Source organism: Cytobacillus sp. Hz8, from assembly GCF_042263505.1.
In the GTDB taxonomy this organism is placed as follows: Bacteria; Bacillota; Bacilli; order Bacillales; family Cytobacillaceae; genus Bacillus_BE.
This window is the reverse complement of sequence record NZ_JBHKFI010000001.1, coordinates 1-24,725: the sequence shown is the minus strand read 5'-3', so window position 1 is coordinate 24,725 and position 24,725 is coordinate 1. Positions and strand designations below refer to the sequence as shown.

22 protein-coding genes, 16 tRNA genes and 2 rRNA genes are annotated in these 24,725 nt (G+C 36.7%); 13 read left to right on the top strand and 27 right to left on the bottom strand.

Annotated features, from left to right (window positions below):
• Window positions 1-44: 44 nt before the first annotated feature.
• Together ACE38V_RS00200 and ACE38V_RS00195 are read right to left on the bottom strand one after the other, a co-directional pair.
• Window positions 45-911 carry a Cof-type HAD-IIB family hydrolase gene (locus ACE38V_RS00200; protein WP_375839103.1) on the bottom strand — a complete coding sequence of 289 codons (867 nt, stop codon included), beginning with the start codon at window positions 909-911 and terminating at the stop codon, window positions 45-47.
• Window positions 912-1,134: 223 nt separating this feature from the next.
• The gene (locus ACE38V_RS00195) at window positions 1,135-1,485 is read right to left on the bottom strand and encodes a YlbF/YmcA family competence regulator (protein ID WP_375839101.1); all 351 of its coding nucleotides are present in this window, start codon (window positions 1,483-1,485) and stop codon (window positions 1,135-1,137) included.
• A gap of 343 nt (window positions 1,486-1,828) precedes the next feature.
• Between ACE38V_RS00195 and ACE38V_RS00190 the strand changes: the two genes are divergently transcribed.
• From ACE38V_RS00190 to ACE38V_RS00165, 6 genes are all read left to right on the top strand, one after another.
• Window positions 1,829-3,214 (top strand): YheC/YheD family endospore coat-associated protein, encoded by a 1,386-nt coding sequence (locus ACE38V_RS00190; RefSeq protein WP_375839100.1) that lies wholly within the window; start codon window positions 1,829-1,831, stop codon window positions 3,212-3,214.
• A 6-nt stretch (window positions 3,215-3,220) separates the two neighbouring features.
• Entirely contained in the window at window positions 3,221-4,309 is a 1,089-nt protein-coding gene (locus ACE38V_RS00185; RefSeq protein ID WP_375839099.1) for a YheC/YheD family endospore coat-associated protein, read from the top strand.
• Window positions 4,306-5,673 (top strand): YheC/YheD family endospore coat-associated protein, encoded by a 1,368-nt coding sequence (locus ACE38V_RS00180; RefSeq protein ID WP_375839098.1) that lies wholly within the window; start codon window positions 4,306-4,308, stop codon window positions 5,671-5,673. Before ACE38V_RS00185 ends, ACE38V_RS00180 begins: the two co-directional genes overlap by 4 nt.
• The gene (locus ACE38V_RS00175) at window positions 5,670-6,848 is read left to right on the top strand and encodes a YheC/YheD family endospore coat-associated protein (RefSeq protein ID WP_375839097.1); all 1,179 of its coding nucleotides are present in this window, start codon (window positions 5,670-5,672) and stop codon (window positions 6,846-6,848) included. The genes ACE38V_RS00180 and ACE38V_RS00175 overlap by 4 nt, the downstream gene beginning before the upstream one ends.
• Before the next feature lie 109 nt (window positions 6,849-6,957).
• Window positions 6,958-7,899: a PucR family transcriptional regulator gene (locus ACE38V_RS00170; RefSeq protein ID WP_375839096.1), complete on the top strand. Its 942-nt coding sequence runs from the start codon at window positions 6,958-6,960 to the stop codon at window positions 7,897-7,899.
• Window positions 7,900-8,017: 118 nt separating this feature from the next.
• The gene (locus ACE38V_RS00165; RefSeq protein ID WP_375839095.1) at window positions 8,018-9,115 is read left to right on the top strand and encodes an ABC transporter ATP-binding protein; all 1,098 of its coding nucleotides are present in this window, start codon (window positions 8,018-8,020) and stop codon (window positions 9,113-9,115) included.
• Window positions 9,116-9,168: 53 nt separating this feature from the next.
• Here the strand turns inward: ACE38V_RS00165 and ACE38V_RS00160 are convergent, their stop codons facing one another.
• Window positions 9,169-9,411, bottom strand: a complete 243-nt coding sequence (locus ACE38V_RS00160; RefSeq protein WP_375839094.1) for a hypothetical protein — start codon at window positions 9,409-9,411, stop codon at window positions 9,169-9,171.
• A gap of 358 nt (window positions 9,412-9,769) precedes the next feature.
• On the opposite strand from ACE38V_RS00160, the gene ACE38V_RS00155 reads away from it, so the two are divergent.
• Window positions 9,770-9,973, top strand: coding sequence for an alpha/beta-type small acid-soluble spore protein (locus ACE38V_RS00155; RefSeq protein ID WP_375839093.1), 204 nt, complete (start codon window positions 9,770-9,772; stop codon window positions 9,971-9,973).
• A gap of 389 nt (window positions 9,974-10,362) precedes the next feature.
• Here the strand turns inward: ACE38V_RS00155 and ACE38V_RS00150 are convergent, their stop codons facing one another.
• The 3 genes from ACE38V_RS00150 to ACE38V_RS00140 are packed head-to-tail and all read right to left on the bottom strand — an operon-like array spanning window position 10,363 to window position 12,759.
• The gene (locus ACE38V_RS00150) at window positions 10,363-10,509 is read right to left on the bottom strand and encodes a FeoB-associated Cys-rich membrane protein (protein ID WP_375839092.1); all 147 of its coding nucleotides are present in this window, start codon (window positions 10,507-10,509) and stop codon (window positions 10,363-10,365) included.
• 19 nt (window positions 10,510-10,528) lie between these two features.
• Entirely contained in the window at window positions 10,529-12,535 is a 2,007-nt protein-coding gene (feoB, locus tag ACE38V_RS00145; protein ID WP_375839640.1) for a ferrous iron transport protein B, read from the bottom strand.
• Window positions 12,535-12,759: a FeoA family protein gene (locus ACE38V_RS00140; protein WP_375839091.1), complete on the bottom strand. Its 225-nt coding sequence runs from the start codon at window positions 12,757-12,759 to the stop codon at window positions 12,535-12,537. Before ACE38V_RS00140 ends, feoB begins: the two co-directional genes overlap by 1 nt.
• Window positions 12,760-13,034: 275 nt before the next feature.
• On the opposite strand from ACE38V_RS00140, the gene ACE38V_RS00135 reads away from it, so the two are divergent.
• From ACE38V_RS00135 to ACE38V_RS00110, 6 genes are all read left to right on the top strand, one after another.
• The gene (locus tag ACE38V_RS00135; RefSeq protein ID WP_375839090.1) at window positions 13,035-13,916 is read left to right on the top strand and encodes a cation diffusion facilitator family transporter; all 882 of its coding nucleotides are present in this window, start codon (window positions 13,035-13,037) and stop codon (window positions 13,914-13,916) included.
• A gap of 73 nt (window positions 13,917-13,989) precedes the next feature.
• The gene (locus ACE38V_RS00130) at window positions 13,990-14,532 is read left to right on the top strand and encodes a GNAT family N-acetyltransferase (RefSeq protein WP_375839088.1); all 543 of its coding nucleotides are present in this window, start codon (window positions 13,990-13,992) and stop codon (window positions 14,530-14,532) included.
• 195 nt (window positions 14,533-14,727) lie between these two features.
• A complete protein-coding gene (locus ACE38V_RS00125; protein WP_375839086.1) occupies window positions 14,728-16,068 on the top strand; it encodes a hemolysin family protein in 1,341 nt (446 codons plus the stop codon).
• 313 nt (window positions 16,069-16,381) lie between these two features.
• A complete protein-coding gene (locus ACE38V_RS00120; RefSeq protein ID WP_375839085.1) occupies window positions 16,382-16,852 on the top strand; it encodes a MerR family transcriptional regulator in 471 nt (156 codons plus the stop codon).
• A 69-nt stretch (window positions 16,853-16,921) separates the two neighbouring features.
• Window positions 16,922-18,271 carry a hemolysin family protein gene (locus tag ACE38V_RS00115; RefSeq protein WP_375839084.1) on the top strand — a complete coding sequence of 450 codons (1,350 nt, stop codon included), beginning with the start codon at window positions 16,922-16,924 and terminating at the stop codon, window positions 18,269-18,271.
• Between the two features lie 121 nt (window positions 18,272-18,392).
• Window positions 18,393-19,043: a hypothetical protein gene (locus ACE38V_RS00110; protein ID WP_375839083.1), complete on the top strand. Its 651-nt coding sequence runs from the start codon at window positions 18,393-18,395 to the stop codon at window positions 19,041-19,043.
• Between the two features lie 395 nt (window positions 19,044-19,438).
• Here the strand turns inward: ACE38V_RS00110 and ACE38V_RS00105 are convergent, their stop codons facing one another.
• From ACE38V_RS00105 to ACE38V_RS00005, 21 genes are all read right to left on the bottom strand, one after another.
• A complete protein-coding gene (locus ACE38V_RS00105) occupies window positions 19,439-20,350 on the bottom strand; it encodes a cation diffusion facilitator family transporter (RefSeq protein WP_375839082.1) in 912 nt (303 codons plus the stop codon).
• A 261-nt stretch (window positions 20,351-20,611) separates the two neighbouring features.
• Window positions 20,612-21,541, bottom strand: a complete 930-nt coding sequence (locus tag ACE38V_RS00100) for a cyclic di-GMP-binding domain-containing protein, MshE-related (RefSeq protein ID WP_375839081.1) — start codon at window positions 21,539-21,541, stop codon at window positions 20,612-20,614.
• Window positions 21,534-21,926: a response regulator gene (locus tag ACE38V_RS00095; protein ID WP_375839080.1), complete on the bottom strand. Its 393-nt coding sequence runs from the start codon at window positions 21,924-21,926 to the stop codon at window positions 21,534-21,536. Before ACE38V_RS00095 ends, ACE38V_RS00100 begins: the two co-directional genes overlap by 8 nt.
• A gap of 496 nt (window positions 21,927-22,422) precedes the next feature.
• Window positions 22,423-22,497 (bottom strand) — tRNA-Asn (locus ACE38V_RS00090).
• 221 nt (window positions 22,498-22,718) lie between these two features.
• A tRNA-Ile gene (locus tag ACE38V_RS00085) sits at window positions 22,719-22,792 on the bottom strand.
• A gap of 8 nt (window positions 22,793-22,800) precedes the next feature.
• Window positions 22,801-22,871, bottom strand: a tRNA-Gly gene (locus ACE38V_RS00080).
• 43 nt (window positions 22,872-22,914) lie between these two features.
• Window positions 22,915-22,990, bottom strand: a tRNA-His gene (locus tag ACE38V_RS00075).
• 36 nt (window positions 22,991-23,026) lie between these two features.
• A tRNA-Tyr gene (locus ACE38V_RS00070) sits at window positions 23,027-23,110 on the bottom strand.
• 12 nt (window positions 23,111-23,122) lie between these two features.
• Window positions 23,123-23,195, bottom strand: a tRNA-Phe gene (locus ACE38V_RS00065).
• 171 nt (window positions 23,196-23,366) lie between these two features.
• Window positions 23,367-23,459 (bottom strand) — tRNA-Ser (locus ACE38V_RS00060).
• 18 nt (window positions 23,460-23,477) lie between these two features.
• Window positions 23,478-23,551, bottom strand: a tRNA-Met gene (locus tag ACE38V_RS00055).
• A gap of 20 nt (window positions 23,552-23,571) precedes the next feature.
• Window positions 23,572-23,647 (bottom strand) — tRNA-Ala (locus ACE38V_RS00050).
• Window positions 23,648-23,682: 35 nt separating this feature from the next.
• Window positions 23,683-23,759: transfer RNA gene (locus tag ACE38V_RS00045), tRNA-Arg, on the bottom strand.
• 30 nt (window positions 23,760-23,789) lie between these two features.
• Window positions 23,790-23,864: transfer RNA gene (locus ACE38V_RS00040), tRNA-Gly, on the bottom strand.
• An 8-nt stretch (window positions 23,865-23,872) separates the two neighbouring features.
• Window positions 23,873-23,957: transfer RNA gene (locus ACE38V_RS00035), tRNA-Leu, on the bottom strand.
• Between the two features lie 17 nt (window positions 23,958-23,974).
• A tRNA-Lys gene (locus ACE38V_RS00030) sits at window positions 23,975-24,050 on the bottom strand.
• A gap of 18 nt (window positions 24,051-24,068) precedes the next feature.
• Window positions 24,069-24,144, bottom strand: a tRNA-Thr gene (locus tag ACE38V_RS00025).
• Window positions 24,145-24,177: 33 nt separating this feature from the next.
• Window positions 24,178-24,253 (bottom strand) — tRNA-Val (locus tag ACE38V_RS00020).
• Between the two features lie 68 nt (window positions 24,254-24,321).
• Window positions 24,322-24,396 (bottom strand) — tRNA-Glu (locus ACE38V_RS00015).
• Window positions 24,397-24,403: 7 nt separating this feature from the next.
• Window positions 24,404-24,521, bottom strand: a 5S ribosomal RNA gene (rrf, locus tag ACE38V_RS00010).
• Between the two features lie 76 nt (window positions 24,522-24,597).
• Window positions 24,598-24,725, bottom strand: a 23S ribosomal RNA gene (locus tag ACE38V_RS00005); the annotation flags it as partial.

Here is a 24,725-nt window from a genome sequence, read left to right as displayed (position 1 = left end):
GAAGACCCTTACTTAATTAAAATTAGCAAGAGTCTTCCGAGATCTTATTTAATAATATTCATTTTCTTTAGAAACTCAATTGGTTGTTGTTTGCGAAAATGCTCTTTGACCATGTAGGAAACTCCATGTTGATTGTTAGAGCGTGTAATCCAATCTGCCGCTTTTTTCAGTTCATTCGGTGAATTTCCCATTGCTACTCCTAAACCGACAGCCTCAATCATTTCTAAATCATCCAGACCATCGCCAATGACCACCATTTCCGAAGGTTTAATTCCAAGGTAATCTCCTACTAAGTGTAGCCCATTTAGTTTTGATACGTTATGTGCAACAACTTCCATTCGAAGCTCATTAAGGATGATGATTTCTATCTCGTCGAATAAACCCTCCATTATCTTTTTAGCTTCCAATAAATCTTTATGGCTTTCAAAATAAACTTCTAGTTTAAGGGGGGATACTGGTTCATCGAGAATGGTATCACTTAACACATCAACAAATTGTTGTGGATAGAAAATCGAATCATCTGATTGAAATACAGCTTTTGTAAGGATATTGTGATTTAATTTATATTTATTTGCTAGTGAGAACTTCTCATCCATGATCCGAATTTGACAAGGAAATCCTTCCAATAAACGCACCACATCAAATGTAATTTCCTCTGGAATTCTAGTCACAGAAATTGGCGGGTTGGCTGCGCTCGCTATGTATGCCCCGTGATGTGTGATAAATACTGAATCCACTCTTAAAGCCTTAGCCACTTTTTTAGCAGATAAATAGCCACGACCTGTTACTAATGTGACGTAAATTCCTTTATTTTGAACATATTCAATTGCTTCTTTCGTACTTTTATGAATTCTGCCATTTGGCTGCAAAATTGTACCATCAATATTAATTGCCAATAACCGATATATCATTGTTATGCCCCCTAATCGTGATGAAATGTTCTTAATACACTTTTATGTAGATTAAGGGGGGAATAGAACAAAGAATAGGACAATGGATATTCTTTCTGATGTGAAGAACATAACCATTTGTTCTTGGCAAAAAATCGAATGCTTTTCAAAAAAGAAAAAGCAGTCCAAAACTTCCCATTAAAAGGAATCTTAGCACTGCTCATTTCTATTTTAGCGATTTTCTTTAGGCAAGAGGTCCGTATAACTCTTCAAGTGGTTTCATAATGATTTGATTAAGCTCCGCAATTACCATGCTCATTCGTTGTTCTGCTTCCATTAGCCTTGCAATCTTTGGATTTTGTTGAACTAAGGCAACTGATTTTTTCGCTTGCTCTACTTCTTCCTGGGATATATTTTGTCCCATCATTTGTTTTTGTTGTAACTGCATTTGGATATTTCGAAAATTTTCAAACATCCGTCTTGCGGATTCATCTGCATTCACTTCTTGATAAGCTAATTTTAAAGCAGAATATTCTTGACTATTTCGAATGGTTTTTTGCAATTCATAAGCTGAATCATGTATATTTACAGCCATTTTGACAACTCCTTTTCAGTTAGGCATCCTATACACTATAACAAAATATGTCTTTCATTGCGATAATGTCACCCTTTCAAGCGAGAAAAACCGTAAATCCTTCCAAAAATATAACAAATTATTCCAATATCCCCTTTTCCGTAAAAAAACCATCAATCATTTTTTTCTAATGCTTCCCAATTTAACTTCAAAAAACCTCTATCTTCTGCTTCTTCATAAGCACCATTATTTCAAACCATTCATACGATACGATATCTAATATTCGCCTATATTCAGAAAGATTGTAAGGGTTCCACAATCATAAACATTGGCAACTAAAGGCAAGCAAAAGAGGAATATATTTATGATTACTTCTTGCGTATCAATTATCATAACTCCGAACAAAACATCTCAAGTAGCACATCAGAAAATCATAATGAGTCATACTTTAGCAAGGTTTTGGGAAATTCCCATTGAGGAAGAGCTTATTTTATCAGTAGGAACAAAACAAGTACAAATACAAATCGAACTTTCCAATATGGAAAAAAATGAATGGCTTCTTCATCATTCCTTACTCTCTGAGCTATCTCTCCCTGCCGATAAAAGAACTCTGCTTGCCCATTATCATCCAGGTTTAAAAACGATTTTTATTGGGCCCATTATTGCAGTGATGACTAATATGAGGAAAATAGATGAAGAAAATCCTTTTTTTGGTTCCATTCATTCCTTTTGTGAGGAACTTCAACAATTGATTGCACAATTTGGTGGCCTCTTTTATGTCTTTCAAATTCAAAAAATTCATCAAGAGGAAATAATAGGTTTTTATTTTGATGGGGATGGATGGGTTCAAGCAGAGCTCCCTTTTCCAAATGTCATTTATAACCGAATCCACTCAAGGAAATTAGAAACCAGCTCTTTTTTTCAAGAGAAGCTTACACTATTTCAAACACGTGATATCCCCATCTTTAATCAGCGTTTTCTATCCAAATGGGAGGTTCACCAAACCATTGCAACCGATCAAGTTCTACAATCAGTTCTACCTCCAACCATTCTTTATACACCAGAAAATCTACAGGATTTTTTAAAAATCTATCAGGATGTCTACATCAAACCTGTCCACGGCAGTCAAGGAAAGAACATTCTTCATCTTAACCAAGAAGAAAATGGGCTTTTAATAGAAAGAACAACAAAAAATTACGAAGTTGATAAAAAAGCCTTTCACCATATCTCACAATTTTATCAATGGTTTAAACCCTTTGCTCAAAAAAGATCTTATATCATTCAGCAAACCATTCCTCTTCTAGAATATAAAGAAAGGCCTATTGATTTTCGGATACTCTGTCATCGAAATCATCAGCAAGATTGGAAAATCACTTCCATTGTTGCTCGTGTTGCTTCCTCAAAGCAGTTTGTCTCCAATATTGCAAGTGGCGGATTGATAAAGAATGCAAAAGCATTATTAATTGATTTATTTAATGAAGAAATGGCACTTCAAACTTTCTCACACTTGAAAATGCTCTCTCTAGAGACTGCTAGAATCATCAGCAAGATGGAGCATTATCCAAATTGTTACGAGCTAGGGCTCGACATTGGCATTGACAGACTGGGAAATCTCTGGCTGATTGAAGTCAATTCTAAACCCTCAAAAGACTATTGGAACGATGGAGAAAAGATGCGTCCATCGATTAAAGCCATCTTAAAATGCTGCTATTCATTAGCATTTACTTATATTGACGATAAAAAGGAGTGACAACTAATGCTCTCATTAGGGTTCATGGCATTGAGCTTAACAAGTGAATCACAATACTTCACGGAAATTGCAAGACGGGCGGAAAAATTTGATATTTCCTGTTTTCGATTCATCCCATCCAAAATCCATCCATTGACTGAGAAAGTAATGGGAGAAAGATTTGACTATCAGCAAAAAAAATGGATTTCCGATGAATTTACCATTCCTGAATATTTATATGACCGATGCTTTTACATTGAAGATACTCACTCCACCCAGTGCAGATCCATCGTTAATTGGTTAAAAACCCGAAAGGATATCACATTTTTAGGCTATGGTCTACCGGATAAGTTAAAAATTTTTACTGAATTAACGCAATCCAAACTGGCCCCCTATTTAATCAAAACAGAAGCGTTCCAATCTGCAGTCCACCTTTTAGAATCTCTAAAAAAAACACCAAAAATTTTAATCAAACCGAGCTCAGGATCTGGAGGATTCAATATTTATTATTTTCAAAAAACAAACACAGGAGTCCTTGTTAAAACCAACAAAGGAGAAAAACAGCTCTCACATCTCTTTTTAGATGAATATCAACTATCTCGTTGGATAGACCGCCTTTTGGTCCATAACCAATTTTTAATGCAACCTTATCTCCCGCTTACTAATAAGGAAGGGCAACCATTTGATCTTCGCATCCTTCTGCAAAAAAATAATCAAGAAGAGTGGAAAATTGCAGGAAAAGCCATTCGACAAGGAAAAGCTGGAAGCCTTGTTTCTAACCTTCAGCAAGGAGCATCATCGCTTGAGTTTGAGAAATGGTTTAGCCAACAGCCCGATCGAACAAAATCCTATCTATTAGATGAATTAGATGATTTATTAACGAGCCTCTCTCATCAATTAGAGAAAACCTTTTCTCCGCTCTTTGAAATTGGGGTCGATATCGGCTTATCTAGTGATGGAGCCTTATGGATCCTAGATATCAACTCAAAACCCGGAAGAAAGGCCTTATTAGATACGATCCCTGGGATTGAAGAAAGACTTTATACCGCACCTCTCTATTATGCAAAAGCACTAAATCAAATGGAAGGAAACGGGAAAGGAGAAACGATTAAATGACGAAAAAATATCGAATTAATATCATCAATGGTGAAGAACCAATCATCTATCTCCCTCATGAATTTGCGAAAAATGAATTTACAAAAATAGCGTTTGGGACCCTTTCACTTGAAGCGAAATTTTCACCCGCCAAAATAGATGGAGAGAATACACTCACAATCAGTCATGGACTGGCTAAGGCCTTAAAGATTCCGATGGACAGTGGTCCACTGCACGTCTTTGTTCAAGAAAAAATCTTATATATCGGTCCACTTGTCGGAATCTTCACTTCCGGATTTACCCCTTATGAAATACGTCCAATCGGAGAGCGATCTGCCTTCTTTTCCAAATTACTTTCGGTTGATAAGCCGATTGGAGCTCTTGTTTTTGTTTTCGGAGAGCAGCATATCAATTGGGAACAAGGTACCATACAAGGGCTCTTTCATATGCAAGACGAATGGAAGAAACTTGAAGTTCCCTTTCCAAATGTCATCTATGACCGCCTGCCAAATCGCAGAAGTGAACAAAATCCTCACGTAAAAAAGGTTAAAGAAAAATTACAAGCACAATATTTAATTCCTTGGTACAATCCTGGGTTTTTCAATAAGCTCGATATTTATGAGCGATTGGTTTCAGATAAAAATGTGGCCCATTACTTACCTGAAACCTTCCCATTCACTTCCCTATCTATGATTGAGCGAATGCTATCTGACTATGGTCATGTCTTTATTAAACCCATTCATGGCAGTCTCGGACTTGGAGTCCATCAAATCGTCTTTGATAAAGAAGAGGGACACTATTATATTCGCTATCGAAACAAGGAGCATCAAAATAAATTACTCAAATTCAGAAGCCTGGAATCATTATTTAATTACGTTTTCCAAAAGCAAAATCTTTCAAATTTTCTCGTACAGCAGGGTATTAACCTCATTCGCATAGAAAATCGTTTACTTGACTTTCGAGTACACACGAATAAAGATGACCAGGGAAACTGGCAAGTTACAGCAATCGCTGCGAAATTAGCAGGGGTCGGGAGTGTTACCACCCATATTAATAACGGAGGAACGATTAAATTAATTGATGAAATTTTTCCGCAAATCGATGAAAAAGAGGAGATTATCCAAAAATTTTCGGAAGCAGCCTTACAGCTAAGCAAATCATTAGAACAACAAATAGAAGGAATTATTGGTGAAATTGGTTTTGATTTAGGAATAGATAACACAGGAAAGATCTGGTTATTTGAGGCAAATTCAAAACCTGGGAGGTCCATATTTAAGCATCCTCATTTAAAAAAATTTGAATACTTAACAAGAAAGCTATCCCTAGCCTTTGCTGTTTTTTTGACGAAAAAAGCAATTGAACAACCAGAGGAAATTTTGAAATGAACATTTTTTATGATGGGCGAAATAAAAAATGGAAACATCAAGAAAAACAAAGGCTCACCCTTGGCAAAAGTTCACTCCCTTTAGAAAGGGCAGATGCCTATAAAAAGCAGCTTCTTTCTATTCAATTAAATGAGAAAAAAGGGAATTTAGGTCCTTTAATCGGTATTATGACAAGCAGAAAAGAGAATTATTCAGTTGCGGGAAATGGAACACTCTTTCGTAATCTCCAAAAAAAATTAATGGAGTTTGGTGGAATTTCCATTGTTTTTACACCTGAAAATATAAACAGTAAAGGGATAAAAGGTTTTTTATTTCTTCCTGAGCGAAACCAATGGATCAAGGTTGAAACCCCCCTTCCCCATTTAGTATACAATCGCGTGCCTTTTCGAAAAATTGAAAAAACCAAATCCTTTTTTCAAGCAACACGAATACTTCAGGTTAAAAATATTCCTTTCTTCAATCCTGGTTTTATCGACAAATATGAATTATATCTCCTATTAAAGGAGCATCCCAATCTCAAACAATACCTACCCTTTACAGAGGCAGTTGAAGATGAGCAACGTCTCAATTCCTTCCTACAAAAATATAAGAATGTTTACTTAAAGCCAACGCTTTCTGCAAAGGGGAAGGGCATATATAAATTATCTTTACTAGATGATGGGATAATTCATTTAGAAAGCATAAAAAAAGAAATCCCATACGAAAACTTTTCCGTCTTTTGGTCTGAAATGCACGAGACCTTAACAGGAGAGTCCTATTTAGTGCAAGAAGAAGCTGTTTCCTCCAAAATTGATAATCACCGCTTTGATTTTCGAATTTTAGCTCACTATGACAATGGAAAGTATTTAGTAACTGGCATCGGAATTCGAAAATCAAAATTGCAGGAAATTACGACCCATATTCCTAATGGTGGGGAAATGATTCCTTATGAGCAGCTTAAAACAAAGGAACATGACGAGTTTATCGAATTCATCGTGAAAGAACTGGGGACATATTTATCTGAAAAACTCGGTTTTTTTGGTGAATTTTCCATCGATGCGGGGCTCACCCCAGAAGGAAAATATGTACTCTATGAAGTGAATTCAAAACCGATGAGCTTTGATGAAATGGATATCGAAGCAAACAGACTTGAAAAGCTTAGACGCCTATTTTTTCATCTATCAAAATTTGATTAAATTCGACCTAAGAGAAGGGAAGATACCTTCTCTTTCATTTTGGATGAACACTAGAAATCAGGAAGGCAAAAATAGTTTTCTTTCTTGTTAGAAGGAGGAAATTGTTATAATGATACATATAAATTTAATTATTGGAGTTTTGACTATGCTAACAAAAATTCAACAACTATATCCCAATTCGATTTTAATGGATCATAAATCCTCTATTCTATTCTCTGAAAGCTATTTATGGTTTTGTGAAAATCAGAACCATGAAGTCTGGTTGGGTATTCCTTCCCAAGATATAGACAGCAAGGAATTTGCTCTCTTAAAATCTTTTCTTGTTTTCCATGAATCCATCCCCAAGAGCCATAAAGACACAGGATGGTTTGAATTCTTATTCAAACATGGAGAAGTTCCTGCTGTTTCCAAGGGACATCGTTATCGTGTCCTCCAATTACAATTTAGCGGAAAAGAAATCGATAACGAAAATACAGAAAGCGCCCTTAAAGGCTTCTTTTCCGATGATATCATTATTTTTTGGGAAAATAAAAATCGAATGTACATCATTGATAAGGAGCAAAAAGACCAGCTAAATGAGGAAGAATTATTTTCTATCAGTAAAACAATAGAAACAGACTTATTTATAAATGTATTTCTTTACGTTGGAAAGAATTCCTTATGTTCCAAAAAGTTTTCCAATGTTTTTCTAAAAGAACGAGCCTTTTTTAATTATGCACTTACACTCTCTCCTCAGGAACGAGTCTTTACCTTTGAAAAGATTTTTCCTCAAATTCTCACTTCCCATATTCCAGAGGATTTGCATCATGTATTGTTTGCAAATATTGCGGAAATTTTCAAGGATGGCCCAGATTTATTTGTAACAATCAAAATCTTTTTAGAAAATAATATGAATGCATCGATGACAGCCAAAAAGCTCTATATACACCGGAATACATTGCAATACAGACTTGATAAATTCTCAGAAAGAACTGGAATCCATTTAAAAGACTTCAATAGTGCTGTAACCGTTTATTTTGCCTGTCTTGCATTTGAGCAATCAACGAATTAAGGCAAACTGCACAACAAGGAAGCTGCCATTTTTGTGCATCTTTTACCTAACAAAATTCTGAAATATCGGATATGATGGAATCAATCAACAACAATGCAAATCTTAGGAGGTAGCTACAATGGCTGAATTAAAACTAGATCATATTTACAAAATTTATGATAATAAGGTTACTGCTGTTGAAGACTTTAATCTTAATATCGCTGACAAGGAATTTATTGTATTTGTTGGACCTTCTGGTTGTGGGAAATCAACAACCTTACGTATGATTGCGGGATTAGAAGAAATCTCTAAAGGAGATTTTTATATTGATGGAAAACGTGTGAACGATGTCGCACCAAAAGATCGCGATATTGCAATGGTATTCCAAAACTATGCTTTATATCCTCATATGACTGTATATGATAATATGGCATTTGGATTAAAACTTCGAAAATTTGATAAAAAAGAAATTGACCGTCGTGTAAAAGAGGCAGCTCAAATTCTTGGATTAGAAGAATATTTAAACCGCAAACCGAAAGCGCTATCAGGGGGCCAACGTCAACGTGTAGCTTTAGGACGTGCCATTGTACGTGATGCAAAAGTATTCTTAATGGACGAACCTTTATCTAATCTTGATGCCAAGCTTCGTGTACAAATGCGTGCTGAAATCGCTAAGCTCCATCATCGACTTCAAACAACAACCATCTATGTAACCCATGACCAAACAGAAGCGATGACGATGGCTACCAGAATTGTCGTTATGAAGGATGGTGTCATTCAACAAGTTGGCTCACCTAAAGATGTGTATGAAAATCCAGAAAATGTATTTGTTGGTGGTTTTATAGGTTCACCAGCTATGAACTTCTTTAAAGGCACTGTCCAAGATGGGAAATTTATTATTGGTAACACAACGATTGCCATTCCAGAAGGAAAAATGATCGCATTACGTGATCAAGGTTATATTGGAAAAGAAGTTACCTTTGGAATTCGTCCAGAAGATATTCATGATGAACCGGTTTTCATCGACGCGTCACACGGATCAAAAATTAATGTAACGGTCGAGGTTTCTGAGTTAACAGGTGCAGAAACGATGATCTATTCAAGCCTTGAAGGACATAATTTCGTTGCACGTATTGATTCTCGTTCAGATATCAGACATGGAGTAAAAATTGAATTAGCAATTGACATGAACAAGTGCCATTTCTTTGATTCTCAAACAGAAAAAAGAATTAAATAAATATCAATGAATAGTTAAAAGGAATCTCCATTCATTTGGGGATTCCTTTTCCTTTATTCTTTTATAAATATGACCCTATTGTATTCACAAGACGGACATGTTAAAGAATGCGGGCATTCCTTTTGAACATAATCTCTTGGGTAACCATCTTCTAATTTCAACTGATCAATAGGCATATAAGGGCTATAATCATCATAAAAATCCATGATTCTTCCGGAATCCTCTAATATAGAACCACAAGCTGGGCAGTATTCCTTTATCTGCTGAAATCCATTACATACAGGACAAATTCCCATGCAAATAACCTCTCCATAAACCTTTATATTAAGTACATCCATTAGTTTATGTCTTATTTCAAACTCTATGTACAGCGAAATTTAATTGTTTTCATAAGGTAATATTTACCTCGCACATTTTCACGAATAAACTCTCAAAAATCCACCATAATAATGATTACATAAACAAACTTTACTTAACAAACTGCATTGGGTTACTCCAAGTGGAAGGTCAATCGTTACCTTGCCGGTGCAAGCCCGGCTAACCCAACCACAGCCCCATTTTAACAAGGACTATGCTTGTTGCTTGATTTTCTAAATCAATTTGGTTCAATTCCAAAATAGTCCACAAAACTAATGAAGGAGAGTGCTCATCAACATGGCAAACAACAATTCTTCAAACCAATTATTAGTACCAGGAGTATCTCAAGCAATAGATCAAATGAAGTATGAAATTGCTAGCGAATTCGGAGTAAATCTTGGAGCAGATACTACATCTCGTGCAAATGGATCTGTTGGTGGAGAAATTACAAAACGTTTAGTTCAAATGGCTGAACAATCACTTGGTGGAAGCTTTAAATAATTTATTGCTTTTAGATTAAATAACTATATATGAAAATGGCTTGGGGCTGACATATTGTCAGCCCCTTCAATGGTTAAAAAAAAGCTGCTTGACTAAAGACAAGCAGCAAAAGAATTTTTATGATTGTGACTTACCAGCAATTGCACATCCGATATAATATCCAAGCACCATGATGCTTGCAATAGCTAAAGTAATAGTAAACTGATCCATGTTTGCTTCTCCCCCTTGAAAAACAATGATTATTTTTAAATTATCACAATCCGACCATTTTCTTTGGACAAAATTCGAAAGTTTTATGCCAAATAAGTGAATTTTTTGTGACATTTTTCCTTGCTTGCCAAAACATCAACAAAGTGAATAACCACCTTTGAGGAGTCTCCTCAAATTGTCTATTTTTTTACAGGCTCACAACGATTACATGAGTCCTTTACTGAACAAGCAGCACATTTTCCTTGCTTTGAACGTTTGATAAATTTAAACAATGCCCATCCGGCGTATCCGAATATAGCACAGCCAATTAGTATATTAATAATCATGTTCTCACACCTCTTATTTTTAAGAAAACCCTAGAAGTTTTCCACCTTGATATATGATTAGGGCAATAAAGTAAGCTATACATAGTGCATATCCCATTGAAAAGAATGTCCACTTTTTTGACCCAGTTTCTTTATAGATGGTAGCCACAGTTGCTAAACAAGGAATATATAATAGGATAAATGCCATAAAACTAAAAGCGGAAAGTGGCGTATAGAAATTCGCCATAATTCCTTGAAGACTTGCTTGGTCAGGTACAAAATATATTATATTCATCGTTGAAATAATGACTTCTTTCGCTAAGAAACCAGTGATTAATGAAGAACCTGCTTGCCATGTTCCAAAACCGATTGGGCCTAAAATCGGAGCGACAATCCCACCAATAACAGCTAAAAAGCTTTTATCCATTGGAACATTCAAACCGCTTGGTCCCGCATAAGTTAATAACCAAATAAAAGCAGATCCGGCAAAAATAAATGTTCCCGCCTTGCGAAGAAATCCTTTTCCTTTATCCCAAGTACTTCTCCATAAAGCTTGTGCCTGTGGCAATCGATATGGAGGAAGTTCAATAACAAATAAGGATGTTTCTCCCTTTAAAATAGTGGAAGAGAAAATTTTGGCTAACAGCAATGCAACGACTACTCCAAGCACATAAAGCGATAAAACAATCAAAGCCTTGTAGCCATCAAAAAAGGCTCCGACAAACAGTGCGTATACCGGTAACCGTGCAGAACAGGACATTAATGGGGTTAGCAATATCGTTAACAATCTTTCTTTCGGTGTTTCAATCGTTCTCGCTGCCATAACTCCAGGGACATTACAGCCAAAGCCAATGATCATAGGGATGAATGCTTTTCCATTAAGTCCAACTGACTCCATAATTCGGTCCATCACAAGCGCAACCCGTGCCATATAACCCGAATCCTCTAACACAGAGATAAAGAAGAATAAAATTATAATCTGCGGTACAAAGACTATAACCCCGCCTACCCCTGCAACAATTCCATCAATAATTAAGTCATGGATAAATGTAGAGGCGCCTAAATGGGCTAATACACTTTCTATTCCTGAAGTTAACGGACCCGAGATAAAACCATCTAATGCATCCGATAATGGAAATCCAAGCCAATCAAACGTTAACTCAAACATGACATACATTAACCCTAAAAAAATAGGAATTCCTATAATTTTATTTGTTACAATTGCATCAATTCTCTCAGATAAAGGAACAACCTTTTTTGCTTTTCTTTCAGTGGCTGCAAAGACAATGCGACTGATAAATTCTTTTCTTTTTTGATATATATATTGATCTAAAGATTTGACTCCATATGCCTTTTTAACAGATTGCTCAACTGCTTGGACTAAATCTGCAAGTAAATCTGGATCAATTAACTGACTTAAATATCTTTTGACATATTGATTCCCCTCTAAAAACTGAAGAGCTAACCATCTAGTGGAATGCTCTGTTTTGCCTTGTAAAAGTTCAGTGAGCTTATCAATAGCTTGTTCAATCTCTCTGCCGTAATCGATTAAGTTGACTTTAGGATTGCTCGTTTGTTCCTTAACAATTAAATCTGAAAGTTTGTCACAACCCTTTCCATTTCTTGCAACAACTGCTGAAACAGGTACGCCGAGAGCCTTAGATAGCTCCTCTGGACTCACCTGTATGCCACGATTTTTTGCAACATCCACCATATTTAAGCCAATTACTACTGGTTTTCCGTACTCGAGCAATTGAATGGTCAAATGCAGATTTCGCTCAAGCTGAGAGGCATCAATAATATTTAATAATTTATCAAAGGATTCAGTGAGAAAAAAGTTTGTCACAACTCCTTCATCCCTTGATAGAGGATTTAATGAGTATATTCCCGGTAAATCAATCAAGTAATCTTGTTTATTTTTAAAAACACCAACCTTTTTCTCAACTGTCACACCACTCCAGTTTCCGACATATTCATAAGAACCTGTTAGATTGTTAAACAGTGATGTTTTCCCTGTGTTCGGATTCCCCAGTAGTGCTATTTCCATCACAATTTTTCCACCTCAATTCGGCTCGCTTCTTTTCTTCTAATTCCAATACATTGTCCATAGGATTCAATCATAAAAGGACCTCCAAAGGGCATTGCGCATTTTACACAAACCTCAGAACCTTCCGTAATCCCTAGGTCTAATAATCTTCTGCGAACCAATGCATCTATTTCTGATATATTTTTGATTCTCGCTTTTACACCTTTTTTCAATTGACTTAACATAAATCTCACCCGACATTAGATTGGATTTTTCTTTCACTATCTTTACAAAACCAATTATACCTAAAATACAACTAATTGAGAATGATTCTCCTTTATTATTCACAAATTATTAAGATTTGCCGTGACATACCTCATAGCTTCATTATTTTTCCTTTATCCAAAAAAATTACCTAAAGGAAATAGTACTTCCTCTATGCGACAATTTTGCTGTAGACTCACACAACCTTGATTTGATAAGGTTTAAATGGGTGGACAAGATATTGGGGGTTTCATTTATGAACAGAGTGCAGAAATCAATTCAAGCTGATAAAGGAGTATGGTTAAGCCTATTCACATACATCTTATTATCTATTCTTAAACTAACAATTGGAAAGATTGGAGATTCAGAAGGACTATGGGCAGATGGATTGAATAATTCAACTGATATTCTTTCCTCCATCGCCATTTTAATTGGTTTAAAAATTTCTAGAAAACCACCCGATCACAACCATTTATACGGTCATTCTCGTGCGGAGACGATTTCTTCCTTAATTGCAGCGTTTATAATGTTTACTGTTGGAATTCAAGTTATCATTAACGGGATCCAGACATTTTTCAAATCTAGTGTTACCAACCCAGATTGGCTTGCTGGCTTTACTGCATTAGGCTGTGCCATCATCATGTACAGTGTATCTCACTATAACCTTAAGCTATCCAAAAAAATAAATAGTGCTTCTTTAAAAGCCGTTGCCTACGATAACCGTTCAGATGCATTTGTAAGCATGGGAGCTTTTATAGGAATTATGGGAACTAACTGGGGAATTGATTGGCTTGATATTCTCATTGCTGTCATTGTTGGTCTTCTCATTTGTAAAACAGGTTGGGACATCTTCAAGGAATCTTCTTACTCCCTTTCCGATGGCTTTGACACGAATTTATTATCAAGTATTCATGAAACCATTGCATCAACACCAGGGGTTATCAAAATTACAGAATTAAAAGGAAGAATGCATGGCAGTCAAATATTAATTGAAGCAACCATTACCGTCAATCCTACACTTAATGTTGTGGAAAGCCATGCGATTACAGAAAAAATTGAAGAGCGTCTATTAAAGGAACACAAAGTCAGCAGGGCATTTATCCATATTGAACCCTATCAGATTAAAGAAAATGCCTAAATTTTTGTCAACTCAATTCATTCGGTTCCATATACATAAACACAAATACAGTTTTTGAGAGGATTGTGTTTATGTGTTTACATTAAGAGTTGATCACGATATTGAACTTCAGTTACTGCAGCCTCACCATGCAGAAGAGTTGTTTTACCTCGTAGACTCCAATCGACAGCATTTACGCAAATGGCTTCCATGGGTAGACAGCATTTCATCTCCAGAGCATTATAAACAAATTATCCATCATTGGCTCCAGCAATTTGCAGAGTATAGCAGCTTAAATCTGGGGATTCGTTACAAAAATATTCTAGTTGGCTGCATTAGTCTAAACCATATCGATTGGTTTAATTACCAAACTAGTATTGGTTATTTCCTTGGAGAGGGTTTTCAAGGAAATGGCATTATGGTTAGAAGTACCTTTGCCCTCATCCATTATACCTTTCATGAATTAAAGCTCCATCGCATTGAAATAAGTTGTGGGGAGCATAATTGGAAGAGCCGTGCGATTCCTGAAAAAATCGGTTTTATTAGAGAAGGAATCCTTAGAGAAGGAGAGAGATTGAATAATCGATTCCATAATCTCATTGTTTATAGCATGCTCGCTCATGAATGGAAGAAATAAATAGTTATCCATTTCCATTCATCTACTACCCCTTATCCCGAAAGTGATTCGCTAAATTCCCCTTAATGTCATGATTTAGGCATAAAACAATTTGTCAGCTTTTGTTTATAATTGTAAAATTAAATAATAAGGGAAAAGTACATATAACCGTATTCTTCAGGGGGTGAATCCCTTACTTGTTGTAAGGACAAAATAATGGCTTTATTTAACGTTATACTACTTATCTTATTAATTGCTTTTACTTCTTTTTTTGTTGCATCTGAATTCGCTATCGTCAAAGTACGCACCACAAGGATTGATCAACTGATTGGTGAAGGAAACATACAAGCTCAAGCGGCCAAGAAAGTAACGTCAAACTTAGATGCCTATTTATCAGCTTGTCAATTGGGCATAACTATTGCATCATTAGGTCTTGGATGGCTTGGAGAGCCAACAGTGCAGGATCTTCTTGATCCGTTATTCGAGAAAATTCATCTTCAACCATCAATTAGTCAAGTATTATCTTTTATTATTGCCTTTTCGATTATAACCTTTTTAAATGTAGTAATTGGAGAATTGTCACCTAAAACCTTTGCGATTCAAAAGGCTGAATGGATTACACTCCATTTTGCAAAACCACTGATTGTTTTTAGCAAAATCATGTTCCCTTTTATTTGGATTCTAAACCATTCTTCCCGATTTATCACAAGTTTATTTGGTTTAAAACCAGCTTCAGAGAATGAGATTGCCCACTCAGAGGAAGAACTAAGAATTATCCTCTCAGAAAGCGTGAAAAGTGGAGAAATCAACCCTTATGAATATAAATACGTGAATAAAATCTTTGAATTTGATGACCGTATTGCAAAGGAAATTATGGTACCTCGGACCGAAATGATTAGTCTATCGGTTGATGCAACTATGAGTGAAATTCTAGCAATGGTTCAAGAGGAAAAATACACACGCTATCCAGTAACCGATGGCGATAAAGATAATATTATCGGAATAATTAATATTAAAGAAATTCTCACCGATTGCATTCAAAATAAATGCGTAGACGAGCACCCATTGAAAAACTATATTAAACCAGTCCTTCATGTCATAGAATCCATTCCGATTCACGACTTACTCGTTATGCTACAAAGAGACCGTGCCCATATGGCGATATTATCTGACGAATACGGCGGCACTGCAGGGCTAGTCACCGTTGAAGATATTTTAGAGGAAATTGTTGGGGAAATACGTGATGAATTTGATACCGATGAATTACCGCTTATCCAAAAGATTAGCCAAGATCACTACATCTTAGATGCAAAGGTATTAATTTCAGAAGTAAATGATCTATTAGGTACCAATCTTGATGATGAGGAAGTTGACACAATTGGCGGTTGGTTATTAACGCAGAAATTTGACCTCCTTCAAGGTGAAATCATCGAGGCTGAAGGATACAATTTTATTGTCAAAGAAATTGAAGGACACCACATCATGTATATAGAAGTGAAAAAGAATCCTGCAAAAAAGGAGAAACAAGAACAATTAATTGAAAATCATGCTGATTAATTTTAAAAAATGAGCTGCACACTTCCCTGCAGCTTTTTTGCGGCATGAATTATTTGAAATTTCTAATTATTTAAAGCATAATAATTCATATAAGGTATTTTTTTACATAAAATATAGAAAATTACTCAATGAACGAACAGAAGCTCAGACTAAGAATATTAGCCGCAAACGAACTTCCTATTTTACAACTTCTACCAAATAAAAACGATCACGTTTGACTGTACGGTTTGATATCCTGTATAATGAAATATAACTTCCAATACGCATATTTTTCTTAAAAATATAGTGATTTATCGAAGGAAGACGAATCATTTTGTATAAAATTATTACACAAAATGAATTGATACAAATTTTTTATGATAAGTTGAGGTGGTATGATGGGGCTGTCTATCGTATCGGCGAACTAGCAAATAGGGCAAATGTATCCAAGAGAACAATCGATTATTATACCAGTCTCGGTCTTTTAATTCCTGACCGTTCCGAGGCAAATTATCGAATCTACTCTGAAGATGCATTAGTTGACTTATATTTTATTAGTGAATGCAAAAAAATGCATATTCCACTTGATGAGATTAAGAGAAAACTAGAATTAAAGAAAGCTTCAAATCTTCATAAAGGGCAAATGGAAAAACAAATTAGGACTGTCACCCAACAGATGAAACAGCTAGAAAATGATATTTCCGTTCTCGTCCCTATCCTTGAAAAATTGGATGATGAGCAAAAGCAAAAGTTATCTTCTGAGGGTGCTGCTTTATTAAAATCTTTATTGAAAATTTCTAGCTAGCAAAATTTATTTTGGAAAAAATCAGGAGGTGACTCCTTACTCGTTTAATTGCGAGATAAGGAAATTTATTTGGACATATTAAACTTGGTTATCATTGCCATTTTGATTGCTTTAACCGCATTTTTTGTAGCTTCTGAATTTGCGATTATTAGAGTAAGAAGCACAAGAATTGATCAGTTGATTGAAGAAGGAAACAAGAGTGCGGTAGCCGCTAAAAAGGTAATCACTAGCTTGGATGAATACTTATCCGCCTGCCAACTTGGTATTACCGTTACGGCATTAGGCATTGGGTGGTTAGGGGAGCCTACGGTTGAAGAGATTCTCGAACCCTTATTTCTCCAAATGCATATACCAGAAGCGATTGCAGGTGTCATTTCCCTTGTGATTGCCTTCTCATTGATTACCTTTATTCATGTAGTGGTTGGAGAACTGGCTCCAAAAACATTAGCAATTCAAAAAGCAGAAACCATAACTTTAATTGCCTCAAAACCTTTAATTTTATTTTATAAGGTTATGTTCCCATTTATTTGGGTACTAAATGGTTCAGCACGCTTAACATCAAGTATCTTTGGACTTAAACCAGCGTCTGAAAATGACATTGCCCACTCAGAAGAAGAATTGCGCATGATTCTTTCGGAAAGTTATAAAAGTGGTGAAATTAATCAATCAGAGTTTCGATACGTTAACAAAATCTTTGACTTTGATGATCGTATTGCAAAGGAAATTATGGTACCAAGAACAGAAATGGTTTCTTTATCAAAAAATGATACCATTGAAACGTTTCTGCAAGCTGTTCAAGAGGAAAAATTTACTCGTTACCCAATCATTGATGGCGATAAAGACCATATTATTGGTATGGTAAATATTAAAGAAATCTTAACCGAGTTAATTAAGAATAAACATTTATCTTCCTTAACTCTTGAAACCTATACAAGGCCAATTATTCGTGTAATTGATTCCATTCCTATCCATGACTTGCTTGTCAAAATGCAAAAGGAACGAATTCATATGGCCATATTAATGGATGAATATGGTGGCACTTCTGGTCTGGTCACAGTTGAAGACATTATTGAAGAAATCGTTGGAGAAATACGCGATGAGTTTGATGCCGATGAAGTCCCTATGATTCAAAAAATAAAAGAAAATCATTATATCATCGATTCAAAAGTTTTAGTGACAGAAGTAAATGATTTACTTGGTCTTAATATTGATGATGAAGATGTGGATACAATTGGCGGCTGGATTTTGACAGAAAACTATGAAGTTAAAGAAGGCGACACTATTTACTTTAATCAATACACGTTCAAAATTGTTGAAATGGAAGAACATCATATTAAGTATATCGAGGTTTCCCAAAATCAAGAAATGGAACAGACCGTTCAACAAGTACCATTTACAAAATCTGAAGCACTTTCTTAAAAAAGCTGACTTTCTCGTCAGCTTTTTTATTTTTCATAAAACTTCTTCATTTGGTCATTATTTTTCACATTTTTTGGAAATGCTATCAATTGTACAACATCTTTTAAAAGGAGAGACATTCATGAAGAAGAAATTTTTAATAGCAAGTTTATTTACCCTTTGCTTTTTCTGCTTAGCCAATAGCAGCCAGGCCGCAAAAGAAACCATAAATCCTGAAGGAGATGCCAATACTGGCCAGCACCAACATCATCATATGCAGCTCATCGATCCTGATACAGTAGAGGACCTCATGGAAGAAGGCTACACCAAAAAAGACATATTTATCGCATTACATATTGCCAAAAAGGCCAATAAAGAGATTGAGGATGTTTTGTCCTTTTATAAAAAAAATAAAAAATCATGGGATGTTACTGCAAAGCATTTCGGGGTCAATTTAGAAGAATTTAAGAGAATGAGACAAATGAACTGCCAATTTTTTGTAAAAAACAAAGAAGCTATTGTTCAATCATTAGCTAAATATACAAATAAGCAACCTGAGCAATTTCAGGCTTACATCAAGGATGACATCTCACTTCGATTCCTTGTTGCCGGTGCTGCCATTTCTAAACTGAGTGGCAAAGATTTAGAAGAGATTGTCAAATTGAAAAAACAAGGTCAATCTCTACATGATATCGTAGATGATCTAGATATTGACCACAATCAATTTCACGAGGAAATGAAAAAAATTCTTGATGGGATTGCTCCAACGCCGCAGTCTTCAAACCAACATTAAGAAATAAATAATAAATAGACCACAGGATATAAAATTGCTGTGGTCTATTTTATCCCACTCTTAACGGACATTTTGACTCCCCTTCAAGATTCTGAGAATACGAAGAAGATAAGTGGGAGATCAACTGTCCATAAAGGTCCGACGAGGGATTAAGGTCCTAGTCAGGCGAAGCCACAGGATGTGGCGTCCCTTGAGCGTGATAAGTGAAATAAGATTTTTCTTTGGGCTTCAGCCCTTAGAAAAATCAATCAGGCTCTGCGTGGCTAACCATCAAGTGGGGGATGAATGGCAGACTAAAAGCGCGACGTCAACACATAAGTCTGCACACTTCACGTCCTGTGCGTCGAAAACCCCCACTGATGGAAGTTTCACTTTATAATTAAATCTATTTTAGTTTAAATTGAACCGATCGGAGCCTGTAAGCAATCATAAGTCCCCTTCTCAATTTGGATTGTGGTATGTTCAATTCCAAAACGATCATGTAGCTCCATACTTATTTTTTGAAGGAGAACATCATTATCAGTAATGTCTGAACGAATAAGATGGACCGTTAAAGCCGGCTCCGTCGTACTCATTCCCCAAACATGTAAATCATGAACGTCTACCACAGTAGGGATATCTTTCAGGTACTGCTGAATTTGATTAACATCAATACCATTTGGAACAGCGTCTAAAGATAAATTAATGGATTCACGTAATAATCCCCACGTTCCAATAAATATCACAATCACAATGACTAAGCTCATTAAAGGATCCATCCAATTCCACCCTGTCCAGAGTACAATAAAACCTGAAATCACAACTCCCAATGAAACGACTGCGTCGGCAACCATATGTAAAAAGGCGCCTCGAATATTTAGATCATCTTTACTCCCTTTCATAAATAACAAAGCGGTAATCGAATTAATGACGATACCAACCAAAGCTACGGATATAATGATTCCTCCTTCAACCGGAGAAGGAGATGAAAACCTTTGAATGGCTTCCCAAGCTATTGCCCCAATAGCTACTAGTAGAAAAACAGCATTAAATAATGCGGCTAGGATAGAACTCTTCTTAAATCCATATGTCCGCTTTGAAGTGGGAGCTTTCTTTCCTAACCATACAGCAATCCATGCAATTAATAATCCTAATACATCACTTAAATTATGACCAGCATCAGCCAGCAATGCTAAAGAATCTCCTACGATACCATAGACCACTTCAACAATAATAAATAAAATATTTAATATAATCCCAAATCCAAATGCAAACCCATAATTTACAGGACTATGATGATGATGTTCGTGATTATGATCATGACCCATCTTAATTCTCTCCTTTCCCTCTCATACTTTATCCTTTAAATCATCATTGTCTTTTATAACAGTTCTATATGAGTATATGTTCATATTCAAATTATGCTACAACGTCATGCAAAAATCAACAAAAAATCCCCAATTATTTTTACCGCTATTTTTCCCATTGAATGAGTACCTTTCATGTGATTTAAGAAAAAAAGAAAAGCGTTGCTGAAATAAATTCAACAACGCTTTTAAAACAACTCGATTTTCACATTTCCTATGGATTTAAGCGAAAGCTTGAGAATCATCTATTGAATGAATATGGATTTTCTCAAGATTTTGGGAAAGAAGCAAAGAAAAAGTTCCCTTTGTTGTTTGCACTTTTAGAATATAACTCGTTGCTTCACCTTGAATCTCTGAATGATGAGTCACCTGTTGCGGCTTCATTTCTAACTCACATCCTTGATTCGACATATTGACAAGGAAGATACCATTATGTAAATTCAAAAACTCACTGACGGATGCCTTTGCCAGCTCATCTATTTCAGTTAATTGTTCTTCTGCATATGCAGAAGCAATTTCAAGAAATACATCTTCATTAGCCGCTATTGCAGTATAAAGAGTCTTTTCTCCTACTATATCTTGATGAACAACCCAATCATAATTAAATGGTTGATCTAATCCATGCACTTCTAAGTAAACTTGATTATCTATAAAACGAATTATATTTTTAGCAAACAAGGAGATGTATTGAATAATATAGTCCTTATTTCCTAAATCCATTATATTAATAGAATTCTCAACCAGTGCTTCAATATCCCCACTTTTGATTGCTTCAAATTTATCATCTGTTAAACTGTGTTTGACTTTATAATCAGAAAGTGCACTCGAATATTGTTCAATAGTCATGAAACCTTGATCAACAAGTGCCTGAGCTAATAATAAATGATCCTGCTTTTGCGCAGATAGCATTTGATTTACTTGTTCATCCGTCAAATACCCCAATTCAACTGCGATCTCGCCAAAGCGTTTATCCATTTGTCTTTGCTTTTCATGAACCTCTTCAACCTGCGAGGCAGTCATATAACCTTCATCAACAGCCATGACACCAATTTTGACATGAGTGGTCCCTTGCTTCTCTAAAGCTTCTTTAAGCTGCTCGGCTGTTATTAATCCACTGTTTAATAGATAATGACCAAAATATTGACTAAACATGTGCAGTCTCCTCTCTTTCTTTTAATATCTTTTCAATGATGCTTGCAACAGCATCGAGAGAGACTGGCTTCTGTATAAAATCATATGCTCCAAGCTGTAAAGATCTCTTTAAGTGATCCTTTGTTCCGGCTGATGAGGCCATCACAACCTTGATATTTGAATCAAATTCCATAATTTCCTTCAAGGCTTCCATTCCATCCTTATCAGGCATAACAATATCCAAGAAAACAAGATCCGGACGATGTTCCTTAACTAATTCAATCACTACTTGACCATTAACTGCTTCTAAAATCTCTTTACACTTACATTTTTCTAAGAGGCCAATAAACTTTTTCCGAATTAGCATGGAATCATCACAGATAATCACTTTTAAATTATTCTCCATAGATGCTCAACTCCTAACAGATAATGAACTTTTCATACGCAATCTGGAACAATGACAACATCAAAGAATGAAATAATAAGGATTTTAGGTTGGAATTCCTTATTCATTAAATTTCGAGATTAGAGGGCCAAAATCCTTTTTATAATCGAAGAATATTCCTGCTTTTTGTCGATTTTTGGAGAATATTAAAGTCTTTTGGCCTAAAACATTCATTTGATCCTTTTCTATTTTTTGTATAATAATTCCTTTTCTAATTCATACTGTTAATGAGTTTGTTTTGGAGGAGATGAATAACAATGAAAATAATTGGATTATGCTATAAGTGTAATGGAGTAGGTTATATAAAAAAATATCTTATAATTAAAAAAACCTGTACTCATTGCTATGGCACAGGAAGAATTAGTCAAAGTATTCAAGAATATCGAGGAATTTAATTAAATCAAAAAAACAAGCTAATCAAAAATAACGAAAGCTTGGTTTTATCTTTTTAATAAAATGGCTCCGCAGGTAGGATTCGAACCTACGACCGTTCGGTTAACAGCCGAATGCTCTACCACTGAGCTACTGCGGAATAATAAGTTTTCGTTCCTAAAACTCGGAAAGCTTTGCCGAATGTCCTCATCTCAGGAAGCTTATCCAAGTAGCGGCTCGATGAGTACAACTCGAAGTATATTCATTGGAGAGATGCTCGTTGCTCTACCACTGAGCTACTGCGGAATACTCTTTCAAAATATCACAAAAAACAATTATACATAATCATTTTCTAAAAAGCAAAGTATTTCTAAAAGAAAATGGGCCTAAATGGACTTGAACCATCGACCTCACGCTTATCAGGCGTGCGCTCTAACCAGCTGAGCTATAGGCCCATATGGAAAGCGGGTGATGGGAATCGAACCCACGACAACAGCTTGGAAGGCTGTGGTTTTACCACTAAACTACACCCGCAGAACAGTGACAATTCTATTAGGATTTTCGCTCTTAAATATAATGGGGCGATCGATGGGAATCGAACCCACGAGTGTCGGAGCCACAATCCGATGCGTTAACCACTTCGCCACGACCGCCATTATTTTCCAACTCTCATAGTCAGAAGCAAATAGTGGTGGAGGGGGACGGATTCGAACCGCCGAACCCAAGGGAGCGGATTTACAGTCCGCCGCGTTTAGCCACTTCGCTACCCCTCCAAATAAAAAAGATGGCTCAGGACGGAATCGAACCGCCGACACAAGGATTTTCAGTCCTTTGCTCTACCGACTGAGCTACTGAGCCATATAAAAATATTCACCTACAGTTAATTCCACTTCGTCCTTCACCCAAAACTCAGGAAGTTTATTCAAGAAGCCTTTCGTTTTGTGTGCTGATGCCTTTGCTTCGCAGCTTACTCGGTCGTGCTCTACCGACTGGAGCTACTGAGCCATTAAGCATTGTTAAATTATATGATGGCGGAGGAAGAGGGATTCGAACCCCCGCGCGGTTTAACCCGCCTGTCGGTTTTCAAGACCGATCCCTTCAGCCAGACTTGGGTATTCCTCCAAATATATATAATAATAGTAGCGGCAGAGGGGATCGAACCCCCGACCTCACGGGTATGAACCGTACGCTCTAGCCAGCTGAGCTACGCCGCCATATTTATTAATATAATGAATGGTGGAGACTAGCGGGATCGAACCGCTGACCTCCTGCGTGCAAAGCAGGCGCTCTCCCAGCTGAGCTAAGCCCCCAATAATAAAGATTTTCTAAAAAAATATTTTTTTAATGGCGCGCCCAGTAGGAGTCGAACCCGCAACCTTCTGATCCGTAGTCAGACGCTCTATCCAATTGAGCTATGGGCGCAAATTTTAGTTAAATTAATCATTTAAAAACTGGAGCGGAAGACGGGGTTCGAACCCGCGACCCCCACCTTGGCAAGGTGATGTTCTACCACTGAACTACTTCCGCGCGCTTAATGGTGCGGGTGAAGGGAGTCGAACCCCCACGCCTTGCGGCGCCAGATCCTAAGTCTGGTGCGTCTGCCAATTCCGCCACACCCGCGTATTTGAAATGTATAATGGTGAGCCATGAAGGACTCGAACCTTCGACCCTCTGATTAAAAGTCAGATGCTCTACCTACTGAGCTAATGGCTCTTAAAAAATAATTTGATATGGTGCCGGCGAGAGGACTTGAACCCCCAACCTACTGATTACGATTCAGTTGCTCTACCAGTTGAGCTACACCGGCATCTGAATACAAAAACATTAACAATATTTTATATGGTGGAGGATGACGGGCTCGAACCGCCGACCCTCTGCTTGTAAGGCAGATGCTCTCCCAGCTGAGCTAATCCTCCAACGCACAGGACGTGCTAGTGCATGCGTTGCGACAGGACGTCGCGCTTTTAGCATGCCTTCCTTTAAATGGTGACCCCTACGGGATTCGAACCCGTGTTACCGCCGTGAAAGGGCGGTGTCTTAACCGCTTGACCAAGGGGCCAATTTTAGCCTGGCGGGCGTCCTACTCTCACAGGGGGAGAGCCCCCAACTACCATCGGCGCTGAGAAGCTTAACTTCCGTGTTCGGTATGGGAACGGGTGTGACCTTCTCGCTATCGCCACCAGACTTGTATTCACTTGAGAGTTTGTTCTCTCAAAACTAGATAATGTTCAAGAAGAAGAAAGAAATCCATGTAATCTATTTGGTTAAGTCCTCGATCGATTAGTATTTGTCAGCTCCACGTGTCGCCACGCTTCCACCTCAAACCTATCTACCTGATCATCTTTCAGGGATCTTACTAGCTTGCGCTATGGGAAATCTCATCTTGAG